Source organism: Cryobacterium sp. SO1 (assembly GCF_004210215.2).
GTDB lineage: Bacteria > Actinomycetota > Actinomycetes > Actinomycetales > Microbacteriaceae > Cryobacterium.
On the sequence record NZ_CP067394.1, the window covers coordinates 3,200,425 to 3,220,022 of the forward strand.

The 19,598-nt window shown below is 67.1% G+C and carries 17 protein-coding genes; 6 read left to right on the forward strand and 11 right to left on the reverse strand.

Going from position 1 to position 19,598, the window contains the following annotated elements:
• Positions 1 to 76: 76 nt before the first annotated feature.
• The 5 genes from guaA to BJQ95_RS15210 are packed head-to-tail and all read right to left on the reverse strand — an operon-like array spanning position 77 to position 4,922.
• On the reverse strand, positions 77 to 1,738 hold the full coding sequence (gene guaA / locus BJQ95_RS15190; RefSeq protein ID WP_130176268.1) for a glutamine-hydrolyzing GMP synthase: 1,662 nt from the start codon (positions 1,736 to 1,738) through the stop codon (positions 77 to 79).
• 14 nt (positions 1,739 to 1,752) lie between these two features.
• Positions 1,753 to 2,190 (reverse strand): DUF3817 domain-containing protein, encoded by a 438-nt coding sequence (locus BJQ95_RS15195; RefSeq protein ID WP_130176263.1) that lies wholly within the window; start codon positions 2,188 to 2,190, stop codon positions 1,753 to 1,755.
• 9 nt (positions 2,191 to 2,199) lie between these two features.
• Positions 2,200 to 3,036 (reverse strand): SURF1 family protein, encoded by an 837-nt coding sequence (locus BJQ95_RS15200; RefSeq protein WP_165384840.1) that lies wholly within the window; start codon positions 3,034 to 3,036, stop codon positions 2,200 to 2,202.
• Between the two features lie 5 nt (positions 3,037 to 3,041).
• Entirely contained in the window at positions 3,042 to 4,391 is a 1,350-nt protein-coding gene (locus BJQ95_RS15205; protein WP_130176261.1) for a cation:proton antiporter, read from the reverse strand.
• A gap of 3 nt (positions 4,392 to 4,394) precedes the next feature.
• Positions 4,395 to 4,922 (reverse strand): cation:proton antiporter regulatory subunit, encoded by a 528-nt coding sequence (locus BJQ95_RS15210; protein ID WP_066597514.1) that lies wholly within the window; start codon positions 4,920 to 4,922, stop codon positions 4,395 to 4,397.
• A gap of 273 nt (positions 4,923 to 5,195) precedes the next feature.
• Here BJQ95_RS15210 and BJQ95_RS15215 point away from each other — a divergent pair, with 273 nt between their 5' ends.
• Positions 5,196 to 6,170, forward strand: coding sequence for a hypothetical protein (locus tag BJQ95_RS15215; RefSeq protein WP_130176260.1), 975 nt, complete (start codon positions 5,196 to 5,198; stop codon positions 6,168 to 6,170).
• Positions 6,171 to 6,317: 147 nt separating this feature from the next.
• Here the strand turns inward: BJQ95_RS15215 and BJQ95_RS15220 are convergent, their stop codons facing one another.
• From BJQ95_RS15220 to guaB, 3 genes are all read right to left on the reverse strand, one after another.
• Positions 6,318 to 8,042 (reverse strand): glycerol-3-phosphate dehydrogenase/oxidase, encoded by a 1,725-nt coding sequence (locus tag BJQ95_RS15220; protein ID WP_205750023.1) that lies wholly within the window; start codon positions 8,040 to 8,042, stop codon positions 6,318 to 6,320.
• 49 nt (positions 8,043 to 8,091) lie between these two features.
• Positions 8,092 to 9,201 (reverse strand): GuaB3 family IMP dehydrogenase-related protein, encoded by a 1,110-nt coding sequence (locus tag BJQ95_RS15225; protein WP_130176266.1) that lies wholly within the window; start codon positions 9,199 to 9,201, stop codon positions 8,092 to 8,094.
• Positions 9,202 to 9,332: 131 nt separating this feature from the next.
• Complete coding sequence (guaB, locus tag BJQ95_RS15230; protein ID WP_130176259.1) at positions 9,333 to 10,835, reverse strand: IMP dehydrogenase; 1,503 nt, start codon at positions 10,833 to 10,835, stop codon at positions 9,333 to 9,335.
• Positions 10,836 to 11,111: 276 nt separating this feature from the next.
• Here guaB and BJQ95_RS15235 point away from each other — a divergent pair, with 276 nt between their 5' ends.
• From BJQ95_RS15235 to BJQ95_RS15250, 4 genes are read left to right on the forward strand one after another with little or no spacing between them, the layout of a single operon-like run.
• Complete coding sequence (locus tag BJQ95_RS15235; RefSeq protein WP_370688395.1) at positions 11,112 to 12,377, forward strand: branched-chain amino acid ABC transporter permease; 1,266 nt, start codon at positions 11,112 to 11,114, stop codon at positions 12,375 to 12,377.
• A gap of 12 nt (positions 12,378 to 12,389) precedes the next feature.
• Positions 12,390 to 13,370 carry a branched-chain amino acid ABC transporter permease gene (locus BJQ95_RS15240; protein ID WP_130176264.1) on the forward strand — a complete coding sequence of 327 codons (981 nt, stop codon included), beginning with the start codon at positions 12,390 to 12,392 and terminating at the stop codon, positions 13,368 to 13,370.
• A 37-nt stretch (positions 13,371 to 13,407) separates the two neighbouring features.
• Positions 13,408 to 14,283: an ABC transporter ATP-binding protein gene (locus BJQ95_RS15245; protein WP_130176265.1), complete on the forward strand. Its 876-nt coding sequence runs from the start codon at positions 13,408 to 13,410 to the stop codon at positions 14,281 to 14,283.
• Positions 14,270 to 15,040, forward strand: a complete 771-nt coding sequence (locus BJQ95_RS15250) for an ABC transporter ATP-binding protein (RefSeq protein ID WP_130176257.1) — start codon at positions 14,270 to 14,272, stop codon at positions 15,038 to 15,040. Before BJQ95_RS15245 ends, BJQ95_RS15250 begins: the two co-directional genes overlap by 14 nt.
• 321 nt (positions 15,041 to 15,361) lie before the next feature.
• Here the strand turns inward: BJQ95_RS15250 and BJQ95_RS15255 are convergent, their stop codons facing one another.
• The 3 genes from BJQ95_RS15255 to groES form a co-directional block, all read right to left on the reverse strand.
• Positions 15,362 to 16,660 (reverse strand): ABC transporter substrate-binding protein, encoded by a 1,299-nt coding sequence (locus tag BJQ95_RS15255; protein WP_130176256.1) that lies wholly within the window; start codon positions 16,658 to 16,660, stop codon positions 15,362 to 15,364.
• 167 nt (positions 16,661 to 16,827) lie between these two features.
• Positions 16,828 to 17,772, reverse strand: coding sequence for an EamA family transporter RarD (gene rarD / locus BJQ95_RS15260; RefSeq protein ID WP_130176255.1), 945 nt, complete (start codon positions 17,770 to 17,772; stop codon positions 16,828 to 16,830).
• 175 nt (positions 17,773 to 17,947) lie between these two features.
• Positions 17,948 to 18,244, reverse strand: a complete 297-nt coding sequence (gene groES / locus BJQ95_RS15265; protein ID WP_066597535.1) for a co-chaperone GroES — start codon at positions 18,242 to 18,244, stop codon at positions 17,948 to 17,950.
• 144 nt (positions 18,245 to 18,388) lie between these two features.
• On the opposite strand from groES, the gene BJQ95_RS15270 reads away from it, so the two are divergent.
• Positions 18,389 to 19,576 carry an SAM-dependent methyltransferase gene (locus tag BJQ95_RS15270; RefSeq protein WP_130176254.1) on the forward strand — a complete coding sequence of 396 codons (1,188 nt, stop codon included), beginning with the start codon at positions 18,389 to 18,391 and terminating at the stop codon, positions 19,574 to 19,576.
• Positions 19,577 to 19,598: the final 22 nt, after the last annotated feature.

The following is a 19,598-nucleotide window of genomic DNA, read 5'->3' on the forward strand; positions in this document are numbered from 1 at the left end:
CGCCGGGGTTGACGACGAAAGCACCCTCGCGCAGGGCGAGGGTGCTTCCGGAACAGCTACTGGAGCGGCGTGACGCCTACTCCCATTCGATGGTCCCCGGCGGCTTCGACGTGACGTCAAGCACCACGCGGTTGACCCCGTCGACCTCGTTGGTGATCCGGTTGGAGATCTTCGCGAGCAGGTCGTACGGCAGGCGGGTCCAGTCCGCCGTCATGGCATCCTCCGAGGAGACCGGGCGCAGCACGATCGGGTGCCCGTAGGTGCGGCCGTCGCCCTGCACGCCCACCGAGCGCACGTCGGCGAGCAGCACCACGGGGCACTGCCAGATCTCCCGGTCGAGGCCCGCCGCGGTCAGTTCGGCGCGCACGATCGCATCCGCCTGACGCAGCAGGTCCAGGCGCGCCTGGGTGACCTCGCCGACGATGCGGATGCCCAGGCCGGGTCCGGGGAACGGCTGGCGCTGCACGATCTCGGCGGGCAATCCCAGCTCGGCGCCGATCGCGCGCACCTCGTCCTTGAACAGGGCGCGCAGCGGCTCGACGAGCTCGAACTGCAGGTCCTCGGGCAGGCCGCCCACGTTGTGGTGGCTCTTGATGTTGGCGGTGCCACTGCCGCCGCCGGACTCGACCACGTCGGGGTACAGGGTGCCCTGCACGAGGAAGCGGATCGGGTCGCCGTCGATCTCGGCGGACTCCTTGATGAGCTCGGCCTGGGCCTGCTCGAAGGTGCGGATGAACTCGCGGCCGATGATCTTGCGCTTGGTCTCCGGGTCGCTGACCCCGGTGAGGGCGGTGATGAACTGCTCGCGCACGTCGACGGTGACCAGGCGGATGCCGGTGGCCTTGACGTAGTCCTCTTCCACCTGGCGGCGCTCGTCCTCACGCAGCAGACCGTGGTCGACGAACACGCAGACCAGCTGGTCGCCGATGGCCTTGTGCACCAGGGCGGCCGCGACGGCGGAGTCGACCCCGCCGGAGAGCCCGCAGATGACCTTGCCGGTGCCGACCTGGGCTCGGATCAACGCGACCTGCTCGGTGATGACGTTGCCGCTGTTCCAGTCGGCGGGGATGCCCGCGGCGCGGTGCAGGAAGTTCTCCAGCACGTGCTGGCCGTGGGCGGAGTGCTTGACCTCGGGGTGCCACTGCACGCCGTACAGGCGGCGCTCGTCGTTGGCGAACGCGGCGACCGGGGTCGACACCGTGGAGGCCAGCACCGTGAAACCGTCCGGAGCCTTGGACACGGAGTCGCCGTGGCTCATCCACACGGTCTGCTCGGCCGGCTGGTCGGCGAGCAGCGCATTGACGCTGTCGGAGACGGCCACCGGGGTGGAGCCGTACTCGCGCTGGCCGGTGTGCGAGACCTCGCCGCCGAGGGCGGTGGCCATCACCTGGAAGCCGTAGCAGATGCCCAGCACCGGGATGCCGAGGTCGAAGATGGCCGGGTCGAAGCTGGGGGCGCCCTCCGCGTAGACGCTGGAGGGTCCGCCGGAGAGCACGATGCCGATCGGGTTCTTCGCGGCCACCTCGGCGGCGGTGATCGAGTGCGCCACGATCTCCGAGTACACGGATGCCTCGCGCACGCGCCGGGCGATCAGTTGCGCGTACTGCGCACCGAAGTCGACCACGAGCACCGGGCGGCTGATGCCGGAGGCGGCGGGCGCTGTGGCGCCCTCGTCGGTGCCGAGCAGGTTCTCGAGGCCCTCGGCCCCTTCGGCGCCGTCGGCGCCCACGATGTCCATCGGGTTCACGGCGCTCATGCGCTAACCCCGCTTTCCACCGGGGCAACGGGGTGCGCGGCAAGGAACGCCTTGACCCGCTGGCCGACCTTCACCTCGAGGAAGAACGACAGGAACGGGATGATGCCGCCGAGGGCGATCACCAGGAAGGTCAGGAAGGGCCAGCGCATGATGCTCCAGAGGCGGAAGTCGGCGAACAGATACAGAACGTAGAACCAGCCGTGCACGATCAGCAACCCGGTGCTCAGGTTGACGGCGGTGACGGTGCCCTCCGGGACAAGGGCCAGGAGGCCGTTCGGGCCGCCGCCCTCGAGCTCGGTGCCGAAGAAGTACTTGGCGATCACCTCGGCGCAGAGCAGCAGCAACAGGACACCGGTGATGATCGACGAGACCTGGTACAGCCGAAGCGCACCGGGGATTCTGGGCAGGTCGGCGGGCTTGGGTTCAAGTGGCATGGGCTAATTCTACGGGGCGTTCGCGTGGGACCGGTCGGCGCCCGCGGGGCCGGATGTCTCCCCCGGCGAACCCGCAGACGTCTCGGAAGTGGCTGCGGCGGCGATTTCGGCCTCTTCCACTTCGCGCTCCCAGGCATCCCGCACCAGGCGGTACCACAGGAACACCGCGAAGCCGGCGAAGAGTGCCCACTCGAGGGCGTAGAAGATGTTCAGCCAGTTCAGCGGCACCTCCACCACCGGCTCCGGAGAGTCGATGACCGAAAGGCCGTCGGGCGCGACGCTGTCGACGATGTAACCCTGGTACACCGGCTTGTCGGACCAGTTCGGCCACAGGTTGATCAGCGCCGCGGTCGACACCGTGGTCATCGTGTGCGGGTCGGCGCCTTCCTCGGGCAGCACGGGCGCCTCGGAAGAGAGGAACCTGCCGGTCAGCGGCTGCAGCGACAGGATCGACATCTGGGTGGCGAGCCGTTCGCGGATCGCCTCGGCCTCGTCGGCGTCGGCGGTCCAACCGCGGGCGACGGCGATGCTGGCGCCCTCGCCGGTGACGAAGTGGCTGACCACCCAGAAGCCGGTCTCGCCGCCGTTCTGCCGACCGCTGATGATCTGCTCGTCACCGGGGGCGAACGAGCCCTCGGTCTGCACCATCTGACCTTCCGCGACCTGCGGGGGCGGCCCATCCGGTGACACGGTGTCACTGAGCGGCTGCACGATCTCGGTGCTGCGCTCCACGACCTCGCCCGAGGAGATGGCACGGTCGAGCTGCCACTGGCCGAGCAGCGCGAAACCGGCGGCGATGGCCAGGGCCAGCACCAGCGCCGCGATCCAGCGCGGTCGCACCATCATGCGCATCATGAGTAGTCACCCGTCTGGTCGTCCTGGCCGGCCTTCTTCTTGGCGGTCGGGTAGGTGTCGGAGATGAAGTCGATCATCGGGTCACCGGATTTCTGGTCGTGGGTGGCCGCCTCCACGAGTGCGATCTCCTCGGCGCGCATGGCGTCTCGCTCGGGGGTGCGGGTGGGCGGATGCGCCGCACGGGAGCGCCGGCCGATGGCGGCGCCGATCTTTTCCGAGTTGGCGGTGAACAGCGGCCCGAGGATGGCCATGGTCAGCACGTAGAGACCCGCGAACGGTTGCAGTCGGGGGTCGAGGCCGGCGCTGACCGACAGGGTCGCCAGGATCAGGGTGAACTCCCCGCGGTTGACGAAGATCGCGGCGGTGTTGAGGCCTTCCCGCACTCCCATCTGGTGCATCCGGGCCAGCAGCATGCCGGAACCCAGGCTGAGGACGAATGTCATCACGATGGCGATCAGCACCACACCGATCACCGAACCGAACTCGGCAACGTTCAGCGCCAGGCCGAAGTTGAGGAAGAAGAACGCGCCGAAGACGTCCCGCAGCGGCACCGCGACCCGTTCGATACGCCCCCGGTAGGTACTGGCGCCGAGCACCACACCGATCAGGAAGGCGCCGATGGCGTCGGTGACGCCGATGATCTCGCCGATGCCGGCGAAGAGCACGGCCAGGCCGAAGAACAGGATGGTGAACAGTTCGTCGTCCTTGGTGCGCATCAACCTGGAAACCACCCGGCCGCCCCACCGGGCGACGGAGAACATCACCACGAGGAACAGGAACGCGATGGCCAGCTGCACCACGATGGGCCAGATCTCGGTCTTGCCGCTGAGCACCACGGACACGATCGCGAGGTACACGGCGATGAAGATGTCCCCGACCACGGTCACCCCGAGGATCATCGGGGTTTCCTTGTTGGCCAGGCGGCGCAGTTCGATGAGCAGTTTGGTGATGATCGCGCTGGACGAGGTGCCGGTCATACCCGCGATGACCAGCGCCTCCCTGGCCCCCCAGCCGGTCATCAGGCCGAACGCGAAGCCGGCGCCCATGTTGATCAGGATGTAGGAACCACCGGAGATCAACAGTTTCCCGGCGTCGCCGAAGAAGGCCTCCTGGTCGAACTCGAGGCCCAGGCTGAACAACAGCAGGATCAACCCGAAGACCGCGATGAGTTCGATGTCGGCGGAGTGGAAGTTCAGCGGGAACCATCCGCTGTACGGGCTCGCCAGCAGGCCCACGATCATGTAGATCGGAATGGACGGCAGGCCGATCAGCTTGCCCAGGCGGCCCAGGACGTAGGCAACCACCAACAGGATGCCCAGGGTGAGGAGGTCTTCACCGAGGTTCATCGGCTAACCTCCGGGCGGCGAGTCGACGGGCTTCGCCTTGATCTCACCGGTGCGGAAGAAGGCGAACGCCTTCGCCACCTTTTCGGGAGAACCGGCCACGACCAGGGTGTCGCCGGGGAAGACCTTGAAGTCCGCTGCGGGGGCCGGGTTGGCGGATTCGCCACGGACCACGGCCACCACGGTGAGCCCGGCGATGCCGCGCTCGGCCGGGTTGCCCAGAGGCTGGCCGGCTATGTGGTCTTCGTAGTCCACGGTGAACCAGTCGATACTCAGCCCGGGGATCTGGTCGAGCGCGGTGAGCGACTCGGTGATCTGGGTGCCGCCGAGCAGCTCGGCGAGGGTGTGCGCCTCGTCCTCGCTCAGCCGCAGGGAGACCTTGCTGGCGTCGGGGCCGCCCTCGTCGTCGGCGAAGGTGATCAGGTCGCTGTGGCCGGAGCGGTGCGCGATGACCCCGACCTTGCCGCCGTCGTCGGTGATGAAGGTGTGCAGCACGCCCACACCGGGGAGCTTGACCCGTCGAACGTCAACCATGGTGCGACTCCTGAAGCTTGTGGGCGGTCCCACCATTCTACCGGGGCGTGTCTGCGGGTTGGTCGGGGCGGCCGCGCCGGCGCACCCGCTCGCTGTGAGCCCGCTCGCGACCGCTCGCCGCACGGGGTTCGGTGCGCCTCGTGTGGCCTGGTGCGCCAGCTATGCCTGGCGCACCACGCCATACGGGGCGCACTCAAGCGGATGGTTGGATCGGGAGTGCACAGATGTCACCGGCTCCCGCCAATAGACCTCGCACTCTGCTTGCCTGTCGGCATGGGAATCTCGTCATCGACCACCCTCGGCATGCTCGCCGCGCTGTCCAGCCGCGACGGACTGATCCTCGCGACCGATGCCGGGCGCGTCGGCCTCCAACGAGAGCTTCGCCTCGAGTTCGAAAGGCAGACTGTCATTCGTCTGCGTCGAGGGGTTTACGTGCTCACCGCAGAGTGGGCTGCCCTGGGAGCGGACGAGCGCTACCTCCGTCGGATCCGAGCCCATGCCGCTGTCGCCGAGGGGCCTGCCGTCTACTCGCACTTCTCCGCGGCCGCACTGTGGGGGCTGCCGCTTGTGGGTGCCTGGCCGTCGGAGATTCACCTCACCGCCTCGGCAGCAGCGGGCGGACGATCCCGGCCCGGTGTTGTGCGTCATTCGCAGGAGCACTGCCTCGACGTCGTGGAGCACGACGGGCTTCGGGTCACATCCGTCGCGGCCACCGCTGTGGCCATGGCCCGGATGCTCCCATTCGGTCGGGCGGTAGCGGTGATGGACAAAGCCCTGCACGAGCCACGCGCTGGCGCCCCGCTGACCACTCGGGCCGAACTCGAGCGGGCTCTGGCGAAGCTCGGCCGTGTCCCTGGCCGCGCGGCGGCCGGGCGGGTGTTGGAGTTCGCCACGCCGCTATCAGGCTCCGCCGGAGAGTCGATCAGCCGGGCCGGCATCTTCCTGCTGGGATTTCTCGCTCCCGATTTGCAGGTCCCGCACTGGGATCAGGCCGGGCTGATCGGTTATACCGACTACTTCTGGCCGGGCATCCGCACCGTCGGTGAGTTCGACGGCGACGGCAAGTATCTGCGTGACGAGTTCACCCACGGACGCGCCGCCGCCGACATCGTCATCGCAGAGAAGGTCAGGGAGGACCGGTTGCGCGCGCTGGGGCTGGGCGTGTTCCGGTGGGGCTGGCCTGTCGCCACTTCACTCCCGGCGTTGGGCGACCTTCTCACTCGCAAAGGCGTCCCTCGAGCCCGATAGCCGGCGCACCGCAGCGGACCCCATGCGTGTGTCCCGAACCGTCGCTGCACCCCTGGTGGCGCGGTGCGCCAGCTATAGCTGGCGCACCGCGCCACACGAGGCGCACCGGGCGGGGCAGACCGTACCCGCCGCCCCGCGCCAAAAGGCTCAGCTCGTCACGATGTCCGGCGCCTCCAAGCGCACCCGGTCGGCGGACTCGTCGTCGGGCTGGGTTTGCGAGGCTCGCTCGGCGGCGACCCGCTTGAGGTAGATCGACACCTCCCGCTCCTCCCGTTCGGTGTCCCAGCCGAGCACCTCGGCCAGCAGCCGCGCGGCGACCGGCGCGGCGGACACCCCACGGTCCCACGCCTCGATCGAGATGCGGGTGCGCCGGGCGAGCACATCCTCGAGGTGCAGCGCGCCCATGTGGGTGGCCGCGTAGACGACCTCGGCCTGGATGTAGTCATCCGCACCGGGCAGCGGGTCAGCCAGCTCCGGCCGCTCCTTGATCAGGTCGAGCAGCTCGTCGGTGAGGGTGCCGTACCGGTTCAGCAAATGCTCGATCCGCACGGTGTGCAGGTTGAACGCGGCCGCGATCTTGCCGCGCTTGTTCCACGCCGCCCGGTAGCCCTCGGCGCCGAGCAACGGGATCTCCTTCGTCGTGGACGGCGGCACCAGCCCGTCGAGGGCATCCACCGCGGCGTCGATGGCGTCCTTGGCCATCACCCGGTACGTGGTCCACTTGCCGCCGGCGATCACGACGAGGCCGGGCACCGAGTGCCCGACGAGGTGCTCACGGGACAGCTTGGAGGTCTGCTCACTCTCCCCCGCCAGCAGCGGCCGGAGGCCCGCGTAGACTCCCTCCACGTCTTCCCGGGTCAACGCCACCTGCAGCACCGAGTTGACGTGTTCGAGCAGGTAGTCGATGTCCGCGGCGGTGGCCGCCGGATGCGCCTTGTCCAGGTGCCAGTCGGTGTCGGTGGTGCCGATCAACCAGTGCCGGCCCCAGGGGATCACAAAGAGCACACTCTTCTCGGTGCGCAGCAGCAGTCCCATCGAGGACTGGAACCGGTCCCGCGGTACAACCAGGTGGATGCCCTTGGACGCGCGCACCTTGAAGGTGCCGCGCTCCCCCACCATCCGCTGGGTGTCGTCGGTCCAGACACCGGTGGCGTTGACGACCTGCTTGGCGCGCACCTCGAAACGCTCCCCGGTCTGCAGGTCGTGCGCCTGCACGCCGACCACCCGTTCGCCCACCTTGATGAAGCCCTCCACGCGCACCCGGCTGGCGACGTGGGCGCCGTACGCAGATGCGGTGCGGGCCAGCGACGCCACGTAGAGCGCGTCGTCGACCTGCGCGTCGTAGTAGGTGATCCCCCCGACGAGGGCGTCGTGGCTGAGGCTGGGCATCAGTTTTGCGACCTGGCCGCGACTGAGGTGCCGGTGGTGCGGCACGCCGGGCCGGCCACCCACGTAGGAGAGCACGTCGTAGAGCAGCATCCCGGCGCCGACATAGGCGCGTTCGACCACCCGTTTCTTCAGCGGGTAGAGGAACCGTACCGGCTTGACCAGGTGCGGCGCGATGCGTTTGAGCAGCAGGCCGCGTTCGGTGAGGGCCTCCCGCACCAGCCGAAAGTCGAGCTGTTCAAGGTAGCGGATGCCGCCGTGCACCAGCTTCGACGACCGGCTGGAGGTGCCGGACGCCCAGTCCCTGGCCTCGAGCATGCCCACGCTGAGACCGCGGGTGACCGCATCCAGGGCGCTGCCGGTGCCGACGATGCCGCCGCCCACCACGAGGATGTCAAGCTCCTTGGATTTGAGGCGCGTAATCGCCGCCGCGCGTTCCTCTGGTCCGAGCTTGGTGGACCTGGTCACCGAATTGTCATGCGTCATCTGCAAACTCCCATCGCCATCGGTGGTGCTTGCTTCGACGCTAGTTCACTCAGTACGGCGCGACAACTACCTCTACCCGCTGAAATTCTTTGATTCCGCTGTATCCGGTGGTGGCCATCGAGCGCCGAAGGGCGCCGACCAGGTTGGCGGTGCCGTCGGCAACAGGGGCTGGGCCGTACAGGATCGCCTCGAGCGGGGCGACGGTGCCCACCTCCACGCGCTTGCCGCGGGGCAACTGCGAGTGGTGCGATTCAGCACCCCAGTGGAAACCGCCGCCGGGGGCGTCGGTGGCGCGGGCGAGGGCGGTGCCGAGCATCACGGCATCCGCACCGCAGGCAATGGCCTTGACGATGTCGCCGGAGGTGCTCAGGCCGCCGTCGGCGATGACGTGCACGTAACGGCCGCCGGATTCGTCCATGTAGTCGCGGCGGGCGCCGGCGACGTCGGCCACGGCTGTGGCCATGGGGGCGTGGATGCCGAGGCTGGTGCGGGTGGTGGATGCCGCGCCGCCGCCGAAGCCGACGAGCACGCCCGCCGCTCCGGTGCGCATCAGGTGCAGGGCCGCGGTGTAGGTGGCGGCGCCGCCGACGATGACGGGCACGTCGAGGTCGTAGATGAACTTCTTGAGGTTCAGCGGCTCCTGGGTGCGGGAGACGTGCTCGGCCGAGACCGTGGTGCCGCGGATGACGAAGAGGTCCACGCCGGCGGCGACAACGGTTTCGTAGAGTTCCTGGGTGCGCTGCGGCGACAGGGCGGCGGCGACGGTGACTCCGGCGGCGCGGATCTGGGCGAGGCGCTCGGTGACGAGGGCGGGCTTGATCGGCTCCGCGTAGATCTCCTGCATGCGCGCGGTGGTCTTGTCGGCGGGCAGGCTGCGGATCTCGGCGAGCAGGGGCTCGGGGTTCTCGTAGCGGGTCCAGAGGCCCTCGAGGTCCAGAACGCCCAGACCGCCGAGCTGGCCCATCATGATCGCGGTCGTCGGGGACACGACGGAGTCCATCGGGGCGGCGAGGAACGGGATGTCGAACTGGTAGGCGTCGATGGACCAGCCGACCGACACATCCTCGGGATCACGGGTTCGCCGGGAAGGCACCACCGCAATGTCGTCGAAGGCATATACGCGCCGCGCGCGCTTGGACCGGCCGATCTCGATTTCCATACTCACCCGCCCAGTTTAGTCTGAGCGCGCCGCCGGCCCCGCCATGGCTCCCACCGCCCACCATCCACGAACTGTGAGAAAAGCCCCGAAAACTCGCGCGTTCAGGGGCTTAACTCACGGCTCGCGGATGGTTAGCGACGGTAGTTGGGCGCCTCCACCATGATCTGCACGTCGTGCGGGTGGCTCTCCTTGAGCCCGGCGGCGGTGATCCGCACGAACTTGCCCTTCTGCTTGAGTTCCTCGATGGTGCGCGCGCCCACGTAGAACATCGACTGGCGCAGCCCGCCGATGAGCTGGTACGCCACGTTCGACACCGGGCCGCGGTAGGGCACCTGGCCCTCGATGCCCTCGGGGATCAGCTTGTCGTCGCTGGGCACATCCGACTGGAAGTAGCGGTCCTTGGAGTAGGAGGTCTTGGAGCCGCGGGTCTGCAGCGCGCCGAGCGAGCCCATGCCGCGGTAGGTCTTGAACTGCTTGCCGTTGGTGAAGACCAGTTCGCCCGGGCTTTCATCGCAACCGGCGAGCAGCGAACCGAGCATCACGGTGTCGGCGCCGGCAACCAGCGCCTTGGCGATGTCACCGGAGTACTGCAGTCCGCCGTCGGCGATGACCGGCACGCCGGTCTCCCTGGCGGCCAGTGAGGCCTGGTAGACCGCGGTGATCTGGGGCACGCCCACGCCTGCGACGATGCGGGTGGTGCAGATCGAGCCGGGGCCCACGCCCACCTTGATGGCATCCGCGCCCGCGTCGATGAGCGCCTGCGCGCCCGATCGGGTGGCGACGTTGCCGCCGATCACGTCGACCTCCGCGAAGGCCTTGTCGTTCTTGAGCCGACGGATGATCTCCAGCACGCCGGCGCTGTCGCCGTTGGCGGTGTCGACCACCAGCACGTCGACGCCGGCGTCGAGCAGGCTGGTGGCCCGCTGCCAGGCGTCACCGAAGAAGCCGATGGCCGCGCCGACGCGCAGTCGCCCGGCGTCGTCCTTGGTGGCGTTGGGGTATTCCTCGCTCTTGTCGAAGTCCTTGACCGTGATCAGCCCGGTGAGGCGACCGTTGTCGTCGATGAGCGGCAGCTTCTCGATCTTGTGGGTGGCGAAGATCGCCACGGCATCCATCGGGGCCATGCCCACCTTGCCGGTGATCAGCGGGGAGGTGGTCATGACTTCGCGCACCTTGGTGGTGTGCTTCTTCACGGTGGAGACGAAGCGCATGTCGCGGTTGGTGATGATGCCCACGAGCACCCCGTCGTTGTCGACGACGGGCAGGCCGCTGATGCGGAACTGACCACAGAGGGCATCCACCTCGGCGACGGTGGCGTCGGGCGAAGTCGTTACCGGATTGGTAATCATGCCGGATTCGCTGCGCTTGACCAGGTCGACCTGCTCGGACTGGTCGGCGATCGACAGGTTGCGGTGCAGGATGCCGAGGCCGCCTTCCCGAGCCATGGCGATGGCCATGCGGGTCTCGGTGACGGTGTCCATGGCGCTGGACAGCAGCGGTGTCGCAACGCTGATTCTGCGGGTTAGCCGGGACTTTGTCTCGGCCTCACTGGGAATTACGTCGGTGTGTCCAGGCAGGAGCAGGACGTCGTCGTAGGTGAGCCCGGTGAAACCGAACGGATCTGGCTGATCCATGAAACCCCTTTTGCATTCTTAGGATACGGAAGAAAGTCCGGGAATCTCGAGGGATGCAACCGGTAATCAATGTTAAGCGACGTTGCCGTCCATGCATTCCGCGATCGCAACCAGACCCACTAAATTCAGCGTACGAAACATATGCGACATAATCGGCACGTACTGTCAGCAACGTCGCTGGCAGGTAAGCCCGCCGGCTCGAATTCGCACCGACGGTGCCCACTTGGAGGTGCAGTGAGCAATACACACGCTGTTCGTAGATTCGCACCAAGGAAGCTGGTGCTGTTACTCGGCCTGCTCCTTGCTGCCTTGACCTTGTCCACGCTCGGCGCCGGAGCGGCTCACGCGGACGAGATCAACACGGACCAATACGACTACGTCATCGCCGGCAACGTGCAATTCGACGGTGAACCCATCGAAGACGTGCTGATCTCCGTTGAAGGCTCCGGCTACGAGGCCGAGGTCGTCACCGACGCCGACGGCAAGTGGCGCATCGGAGTGCCGGAGAAGGCGACCTACACGGTCACCCTCGACGAGGACACCCTGCCGAAGGGCGTGGTGGTCGCCAAGGGCGGCGCCGAGATCGAGGCCGAGTTCGGCCTTACCAAGGTCAAATCGGTCAACTTCTTCCTCGGCGAAGGAGAACGCACCACGGTCAGCTTCTTCGACCAGTTCGTGAACCGGTTCGTCAACGGTCTGAACTTCGGTCTGCTGCTGGCCCTGGCCGCTATCGGCTTGTCGCTGATCTTCGGCACCACCGGGCTGAGCAACTTCGCGCACGCGGAGATGATCACGTTCGGCGCGTTGGCCACCCTCACTCTCTCCGTGACCCTCGGGCTGCCGATCTGGCTGGCGATCATCATCGCGATCGCCCTGAGCGGGCTGCTCGGCTTCGGCCTCGACGCGGCGATCTGGAAACCGTTGCGGAAGAAGGGAGTCGGTTTGATCCCGCTGATGATCGTCAGCATCGGCCTGTCCCTGGCACTGCGGTACACCTTCCAGCTGTTCTACGGCGGCGGCACCAGCCAGCTGCCCGGATCCGGCATGACCGACCTCAAGTTCGGCCCGATCTCGCTTTCGCCGATCGACCTGGCCAGCATGGGCATCAGCGTCGTGGTGCTCCTCGCCGTGTCCTACTTCCTGCTGCGCACCCGCATCGGCAAGGCCACCAGGGCGGTCTCGGACAACCCCAGCCTCGCCTCCGCCAGCGGCATCGACGTGGATGGTGTCATCCGCATCGTCTGGATCGTCGGAGGGTCACTCGCCGGTCTCTCCGGTGTGCTCTGGGCGTACTTCCGTCCGGGGGTCAGCTGGGACATGGGCTTCCAGATCCTGCTGCTGGTCTTCGCGGCCACCACCCTCGGCGGCCTCGGCACCGCGTTCGGCGCCCTCGTGGGATCGATCATCGTGGGCCTGTTCGTCGAGCTGTCGACGCTGTGGATTCCGTCCGACCTGAAGTATGTCGGTGCACTTGTCGTTTTGATCCTGGTGCTGCTGCTTCGGCCGCAAGGCATCCTGGGTCGCAAAGAGAGAATTGGCTAGGGGCTGACGATGATCGACTGGGGAGCAATCTTTAGCAACGCGGCCGTCGAGCTGATCAGCCCGACCACCGCCGCCTACGCCCTCGCGGCGCTGGGCCTGGCGGTTCACTTCGGCTACACCGGCCTGCTCAACTTCGGCCAGGCCGGCTTCATGGCCCTCGGCGCCTACGGGTACGCCATCTCGACCCTGACCTTCGGGTTCCCGGTCTGGGCGGCGGTGCTCGTCGGGATCGGCGCATCCGTGATCTTCGCGTTGATTCTCGGTATCCCGACCCTTCGCTTGCGGGCGGACTACCTGGCGATCGTCACGATCGCCGCCGCCGAGATCGTGCGTCTGCTGTTCACGACAAACAGCTTCGAGCCGGTTACCGGGTCGGCCAACGGGCTCAGCGGGTACAAGGGCGGATTCGCCGCCCTCAACCCGATCCCCGACGGCACCTACGGGTTCGGTCCGTTCGAGTACAACGCCTACGACTGGTGGCTGCGGATCGTGGCCTGGACGATCGTCATCCTGGCCTGCCTGTTCACCTGGCAGATCATGCGCAGCCCGTGGGGCCGTGTGATCAAGGGCATCCGTGAAGACGAGGACGCCGTGCGTGCCCTGGGCAAGAATGTCTACTTCTACAAGATGCAGTCGCTGATCCTCGGTGGCGTCTTCGGCACCATCGCCGGCATGATCTTCGTGCTGCCGCGTGCCGTGGTGCCGTCGAACTACCAGACCTCGCTCACGTTCTTCATCTACGCGATCCTGCTGCTCGGAGGCGCGGCGACGATCCTCGGTCCGGTCATCGGCTCGATGGTCTTCTGGGTGCTGCTGTCGTTCTTCTCCGGGTTCATCGCCCGGGCCGTGGAGGCCGGCTGGATTCCGTTCATGACGAGCATCCAGGCCGGACAGCTGCGCTTCATCCTGGTGGGCGTCGCCATCATGCTCATTGTGATCTACAGACCCCAGGGTATCTTCGGCAACAAGAAGGAGCTGGCTTTTGTCAAGTAACAGCGTTCCCACGTCAAAGCCCGTCAAGACCGTTGACATGCACATCGGCGAGGCGGTGCCGGGTTGCCAGAAGAAGGACCCCATCCTCGTCGTCGACGGAGTCAGCCGCACCTTCGGTGGGCTCAGGGCGGTGGATGTCGAACACCTCGAGGTCCCCCGCGGCGCGATCACCGCGCTGATCGGTCCGAACGGGGCCGGCAAGACCACCTTGTTCAACCTGCTCACCGGGTTCGACAAGCCGGACACCGGCTCGTGGACCTTCGAGGGCACCCCGATCGGCGGCATGGCCGCATTCAAGGTCGCCCGCATGGGTCAGGTGCGCACCTTCCAGCTGACCAAGGCCCTCGGCCTGCTCACGGTGATGGACAACATGCTGCTGGGCGCGAAGGCGCAGGTCGGCGAGAACCTGTTCCGCGCCGTGCTGCCGTTCCTCTGGCGTCAGCAGGAGCTCGACAACAAGGCCAAGGCCCTGGACCTGCTCACCCGGTTCAAGCTGGACACCAAGAAGGACGACTACGCGGCCAGCCTCTCCGGCGGGCAGCGGAAGCTCCTGGAGATGGCGCGGGCGCTGATGAGCGACCCCACCCTGGTGATGCTCGACGAGCCCATGGCCGGCGTCAACCCGGCACTGACCCAGTCGCTGCTCGACCACATCCTCAACCTCAAGTCCCAGGGCATGAGCGTGCTGTTCGTCGAGCACGACATGCACATGGTGCGTCACATCGCCGACTGGGTGATCGTGATGGCCGAGGGCAAGGTGGTCGCCGAGGGCGACCCGCACGAGGTGATGCGCAACCAGGCCGTGATCGACGCGTACCTGGGTCAGCACCACGACGAGGATCTCGGCGAGGACCCTGAGGCCGAAAAGGAACATGTCGGAGCCATTAAGGAGCTGCTCGATGACGAATTCTAGCCCGCTGGTCGACGCCACGCCTCCCCCGGTGCGAACGGCCGTTGTCGAGGTCAAGAACGTGACCGCCGGCTACGTGCCCGGCGTCAACATCCTGAACGAATGCTCGCTCACCGCCTATGACGGCGAACTGATCGGCATCATCGGCCCGAACGGCGCCGGCAAGTCCACCCTGCTCAAGTCGATCTTCGGCCTGGTCAAGGTGCGCGAGGGCGAGATCCGGCTGCGCGGTGACAACATCACCAACCTCAAGGCCAACAAACTGGTCTCCAAAGGTGTGGGGTTCGTGCCGCAGACGAACAACGTCTTCCCCACGCTCACGATCCAGGAGAACCTGGAGATGGGCATGTACCAGAAGCCCAAGGGCCTGGCCGAACGGCTGGAGTTCGTCACCGAGATCTTCCCCGAGCTGCGCAAGCGGCTCGGCCAGCGGGCCGGTTCGCTCTCCGGTGGTGAACGCCAAATGGTGGCCATGTCCCGGGCCCTGATGATGGGCCCGCACGTGCTGCTGCTCGACGAGCCGAGCGCCGGGCTCTCCCCCGTTCGTCAGGATGAGGCGTTTCTGCGGGTGAAGGAGATCAACAAGGCCGGTGTGACCACCATCATGGTGGAGCAGAACGCCCGCCGCTGCCTGCAGATCTGCGACCGCGGCTACGTGCTCGACCAGGGCCGGGATGCCTACACCGGCACCGGCCGTGAGCTGCTGAACGACCCCAAGGTGATCGGCCTGTATCTGGGCACCCTGGGCCAGGACGACTAGCCGCGCTCTACGCATCCGCAGTACCCGCGCCACCGACTTGCCCCGTCGCGGACGAGTTGCCCCGGTCTACCGGAGTAACTGGTCCGCAATGGGGCATTTCGCGTTCGGCGGCGGCGCCAGGAGCCCCGCTGACGCCCGTTGGGCCCCGGGAACGAGCACCGCGCACCTGTCGCCAACTCCGGCGTCCCAGCGACCCCTGAGCACCGCTGGTTGTACCACGGGCGCACCGGGCACACAGAAGGGCCCCGGCCGAAGCCGGGGCCCTTCTGGTGCGTGTCGCGGTACCTGTGCTGCGCCTGCACCGCGGGTCAGCGCTTGGGACTAGTTGGTGCGGGTGTACTTGTTGTCTGCACCGAACTCGTAGATGCCGATGGTTGCGTCAGTCGGGTCGCCGTTCTCATCGAACGTGATCGGGCCGGAGTAACCGTCGTAGTCGATCTGCTCACCCTCGGCGAGGAGCGCGGCGCCCGACGCGAAGTCGGTGACCTTGGTGCCCTCACCGGAGCCGCCGGATACCTGCTGGAGGTACTTGGCGATCGACTCACCCGCAATGTCGTTGGCTGCGAATGCGGCCAGGGCGATCAGGATGACGGCGTCGTAGGACTCAGCCGCGTAGCTGAAGTCGGTCAGGGCCGGGTCGACCTCGAGCAGACGGTCGGTGAAGTCACCCAGGGTTGCGGTGTCCAGGCCGGGCAGCGTGCCCTGCGAGCCCTCGACGAGGCCGGGCGCGAAGTCCTTGCTGTAGTCGGCCAGGTTGCCGTCGACGAAGTAGAGCTTGTCGCCGGGAAAGCCGCTGGCTACGAGGTCCGGGGTGATGACCTTGGCCTGGTCGAACGTGATCAGGGCGATCGCGTCGGGGTTGGCCGCGGTGACTTCGGCGATCTGAGCCGAGAAGTTGGCATCGCCCTCGTTGAAGCTCGCGCTGGCGACGACTTCTCCACCGGCAGACTCGAAGGCCGTGGTGGTGTACTCGGCCAGGCCGGTTCCGTAGGCGTCGTTGAGCACGATCAGGCCCAGGGTGCTGTTGCCGTCTTCGGCGATCAGGTTGCCCAGGACTTCGCCCTGCAGGATGTCGGACGGCGCGGTACGCCAGTACAGGCCCTTGTCGTCGTAGTCCGTGAAGTCGGCCGAGGTGTTGGCCGGCGAGAACTGCACGACGCCCGCGCCAGTGATCGCGTCGATGACGGTCTTGGAGACACCCGAGGATGCCGCGCCGACGATCGCTGACACGTCCTGCGACAGCAGGTCGGTCACCGAGACGGTGGCGGTGTCGGTCGTGGTGTCGCCAGAGTCACGGAGGATGGCTTCGATGTCGATCCCCAGACCGGCAGCTTTGATCTCCTCGATGGCGAGCTGAACTCCGGCTTCTTCGGGCGGGCCGAGGAAGGCCAGTCCACCACTCTGCGGGAGGATCGTTCCGACCTTGAGGCTCAGATCGCGGTCGCCGGCGACGATTTCATTGACGTCGCTGCTTGACGCTGCGGGCTCGTCCGATGCGGCCGGCGTTGACTCTGCCGTGCTGCATCCGGTGAGCAGAAGTGCACTGACGCCGAAGATGGCGACGCCGGTGACTGCGGCCCGGACCGAGCGGGAGGCCGAGGCCTTCGCGAATACGCTCATGTTGCTCCTAGGGTAAGGGGAATCGAAAGAGAGCTGGCAAACGATCGTTGCCGTGCTGTAAAACTATTCATGTCAACGACATGAAACAAGACGGTCGTGTTACAGCCGTGTAACGCGACCAAATCGTTACGAACGCGCCGCTGATCAGGATGCTTGGGGTGAAACCCCTAAAACGGGTCGATTGCCGGCCGCCGCTGGGCCCGGCCGGCGACGACCATATCGACCGTCAGAACGATCAGCGCCAGCCAGACCAGGCCGAATCCGAGCCAGCGTTCCGGCGGCATCGGCTCGTGCAGGATGACCACGCCGGCCAGGAATTGCAGCACCGGGGCAAGGTACTGCACCAGCCCGAGGGTGGTCAACGGCAACCGCCGTGACGCGGCGGCGAAGAACAGCAGCGGAATCGCGGTGAGAACCCCGGAGCCGATCAGCGCGATCGTGTGCACCGGGGAGACGGTGCCGAAGGTCAGCCCGGAGATCAGCGACACCACCACCAGCTGGATGATCGCGATCGGCGTGAGCCACATCGTCTCCAGGGTCAGCCCGGTGAGGGCGTCCAGGTGCCCGCCGACCCGTTTCTTGATCAGGCCGTAAAGTCCGAAGGAAAACGCCAGGATCAGGGAGATCCACGGCACGGTGCCGTAGCCGACGCTGAGCACGATCACGGCGATGAAGCTGATCAGCACCGCCACCCACTGCGCGGTGCGCAGCCGTTCGTGCAGCACGAACACGGCGAGCAGCACCGTGATGATCGGATTGATGAAGTACCCCAGCGCGGTTTCGACGACGTGGCCGCTCAGGGTGCCGAGGATGAAGGTTTGCCAGTTGATGTAGATGAGAACACCGGCCAACCCCATCGTCCACACGATGCGGGGCGAGCGCAGCGCTGCCGCCAGAGGCTGCCAGGCCCGGGTGGAGGCGATCAGGACCCCGCAGAAGACCAGGGAGAAGAGCACCCGCCAGGCGACGATCTCGAATGCGCCGGTGGGGGCCAGGAAGAGGAAGTAGAGCGGGAGGATGCCCCACATGCCGTAGGCGGACAAGGCGAAGATCAGTCCGGTGTTCGCGGCGCTGCGCGGCGCGCGCCTCCGGCCGCCATCACCGTCGGTCATAACGAGCGCCGCCCCCGTCGTGACTCGCCCGATTCTGCTGGTGCCGGGGTGCTCGCCACTAGCGAAAACGGGCGAGCCAGTGGAGTGGTCGGACGTTGGTGCACGGGTACCCCCTCTGGACGCGAAAAATCCCGGATGGCCGAGGCCATCCGGGATTCAACGATATGGGGTGTGACTAGCGAACGACGACCGCGAGAACGTCGCGAGCCGACAGAACGAGGAGGTCCTCGCCACCGAACTTGACTTCGGTTCCACCGTACTTGGAGTAGATCACCTTGTCGCCGACGGCGACGTCGAGCGGGATGCGGTTACCGTTGTCGTCAATGCGGCCGGGGCCGACGGCGACAACTTCGCCTTCCTGGGGCTTCTCTTTCGCGGTGTCCGGGATCACAAGTCCGGAAGCGGTGGTCTGTTCTGCATCCACCTGCTTGATGACGATGCGATCTTCGAGCGGCTTGATGGAGACCGACACGGTTGACCTCTTTCTTAGCTAAGACGTAGTTAGCAGACTCAGAGCGAGAGTGCTAAGTCGAGTTTAGGGCGCAACTGGCACTCACGCAACGTGAGTGCCAGAGCGCCCGGGGTCCGTCCGGGTTTCGGTTGGTAAGTTTGCGGGATGGATCGTGCCGAGCTCGTCGAGCTGCTCTCACCCGAAGGCCTGCGCCTGTTGGACTCCCTGCCCGCCTACGAACCCGGCGCCGATGTGGTGCGCACGGTCAGCGCCCTGCGCCGCGCCGGGCACTCCCCCGCCCTGGTCAACGCGGTGCTCTACCAGTCCCGGTTGCGGGCGAAGGCAGAGGGCAAGTTCGGTGATTTCGCCAGCCGGATGCTGTTCACCGAGGCCGGCCTGGAGCAGGCCACCCGGTTGCGGGTGGCCGCCCTGCACGCCGGCCGGTTCGTCGAGGCCGGCCTCAAGCGCGTCGCGGATGTGGGCTGCGGCATCGGCGGCGACGCCATGGCCATGGCCGCAATGGAGCTGACCGTGACCGCGATCGACGTGGACGAGGTCACCGCCACCGTCGCCAGCTTCAATCTGGCCCCGTTCCCCACGTCCTCGGTGCGTTGCGCCGACGCCGCCGACATCGACCCGACCGAATTCGACGCGCTCTGGTTCGACCCGGCCCGGCGCACCGCCGGGCACGGCAACACCAGCCGGCTGACCCGCTCAGAGGACTACTCCCCCAACCTCGACGAGGTGTACGCCCTGGCCGAACGGATGCCGGTCGGCGTCAAGCTCGGCCCCGGCCACGACCGCGACCAGATACCCGAGACCGCCGAGGCCCAGTGGGTGTCGGTGGACGGCAAGCTGGTGGAGATGGGGCTGTGGTTCGGCGCTCTGGCTCGGCCGGGCATCCGCCGGGCGGCGCTGCTGCTGGGCAAGGACGGCGTCGCGGAGCTGACCGCCCCGGCCGACAGCGAGGACGTGGGCGTGGGCGAGCTCGGCGTATACGTCTACGAACCGGACGGCGCCGTCATCCGCGCCCGCCTGATCGGCGACCTGGCCCGGTCGATGGGCGCGTCGATGCTCAGCGAAGGCCTGGCCTACCTGACCGCCCCGACGCTCACCCGCACCCCGTTCGCCACCGCATTCAGGGTGCTGGAGGTGCTGCCCACCGACGAGAAGAAGCTGCGGCTGGCGCTGGCCGAGCGGAAGATCGGCACGCTGGAGATCAAGAAGCGCGGCGTGGATGTGGACCCGGCGACCCTGCGCACCCGGTTGAAGCTCAAGGGTGCGAACTCGGGCACCCTGGTGCTCACGCGTGCGGCCGGGCACAAGGTGGCCCTGCTGGTCGAACGGGTCTGAGCCGGCGCCCGTCTGGGGCGCG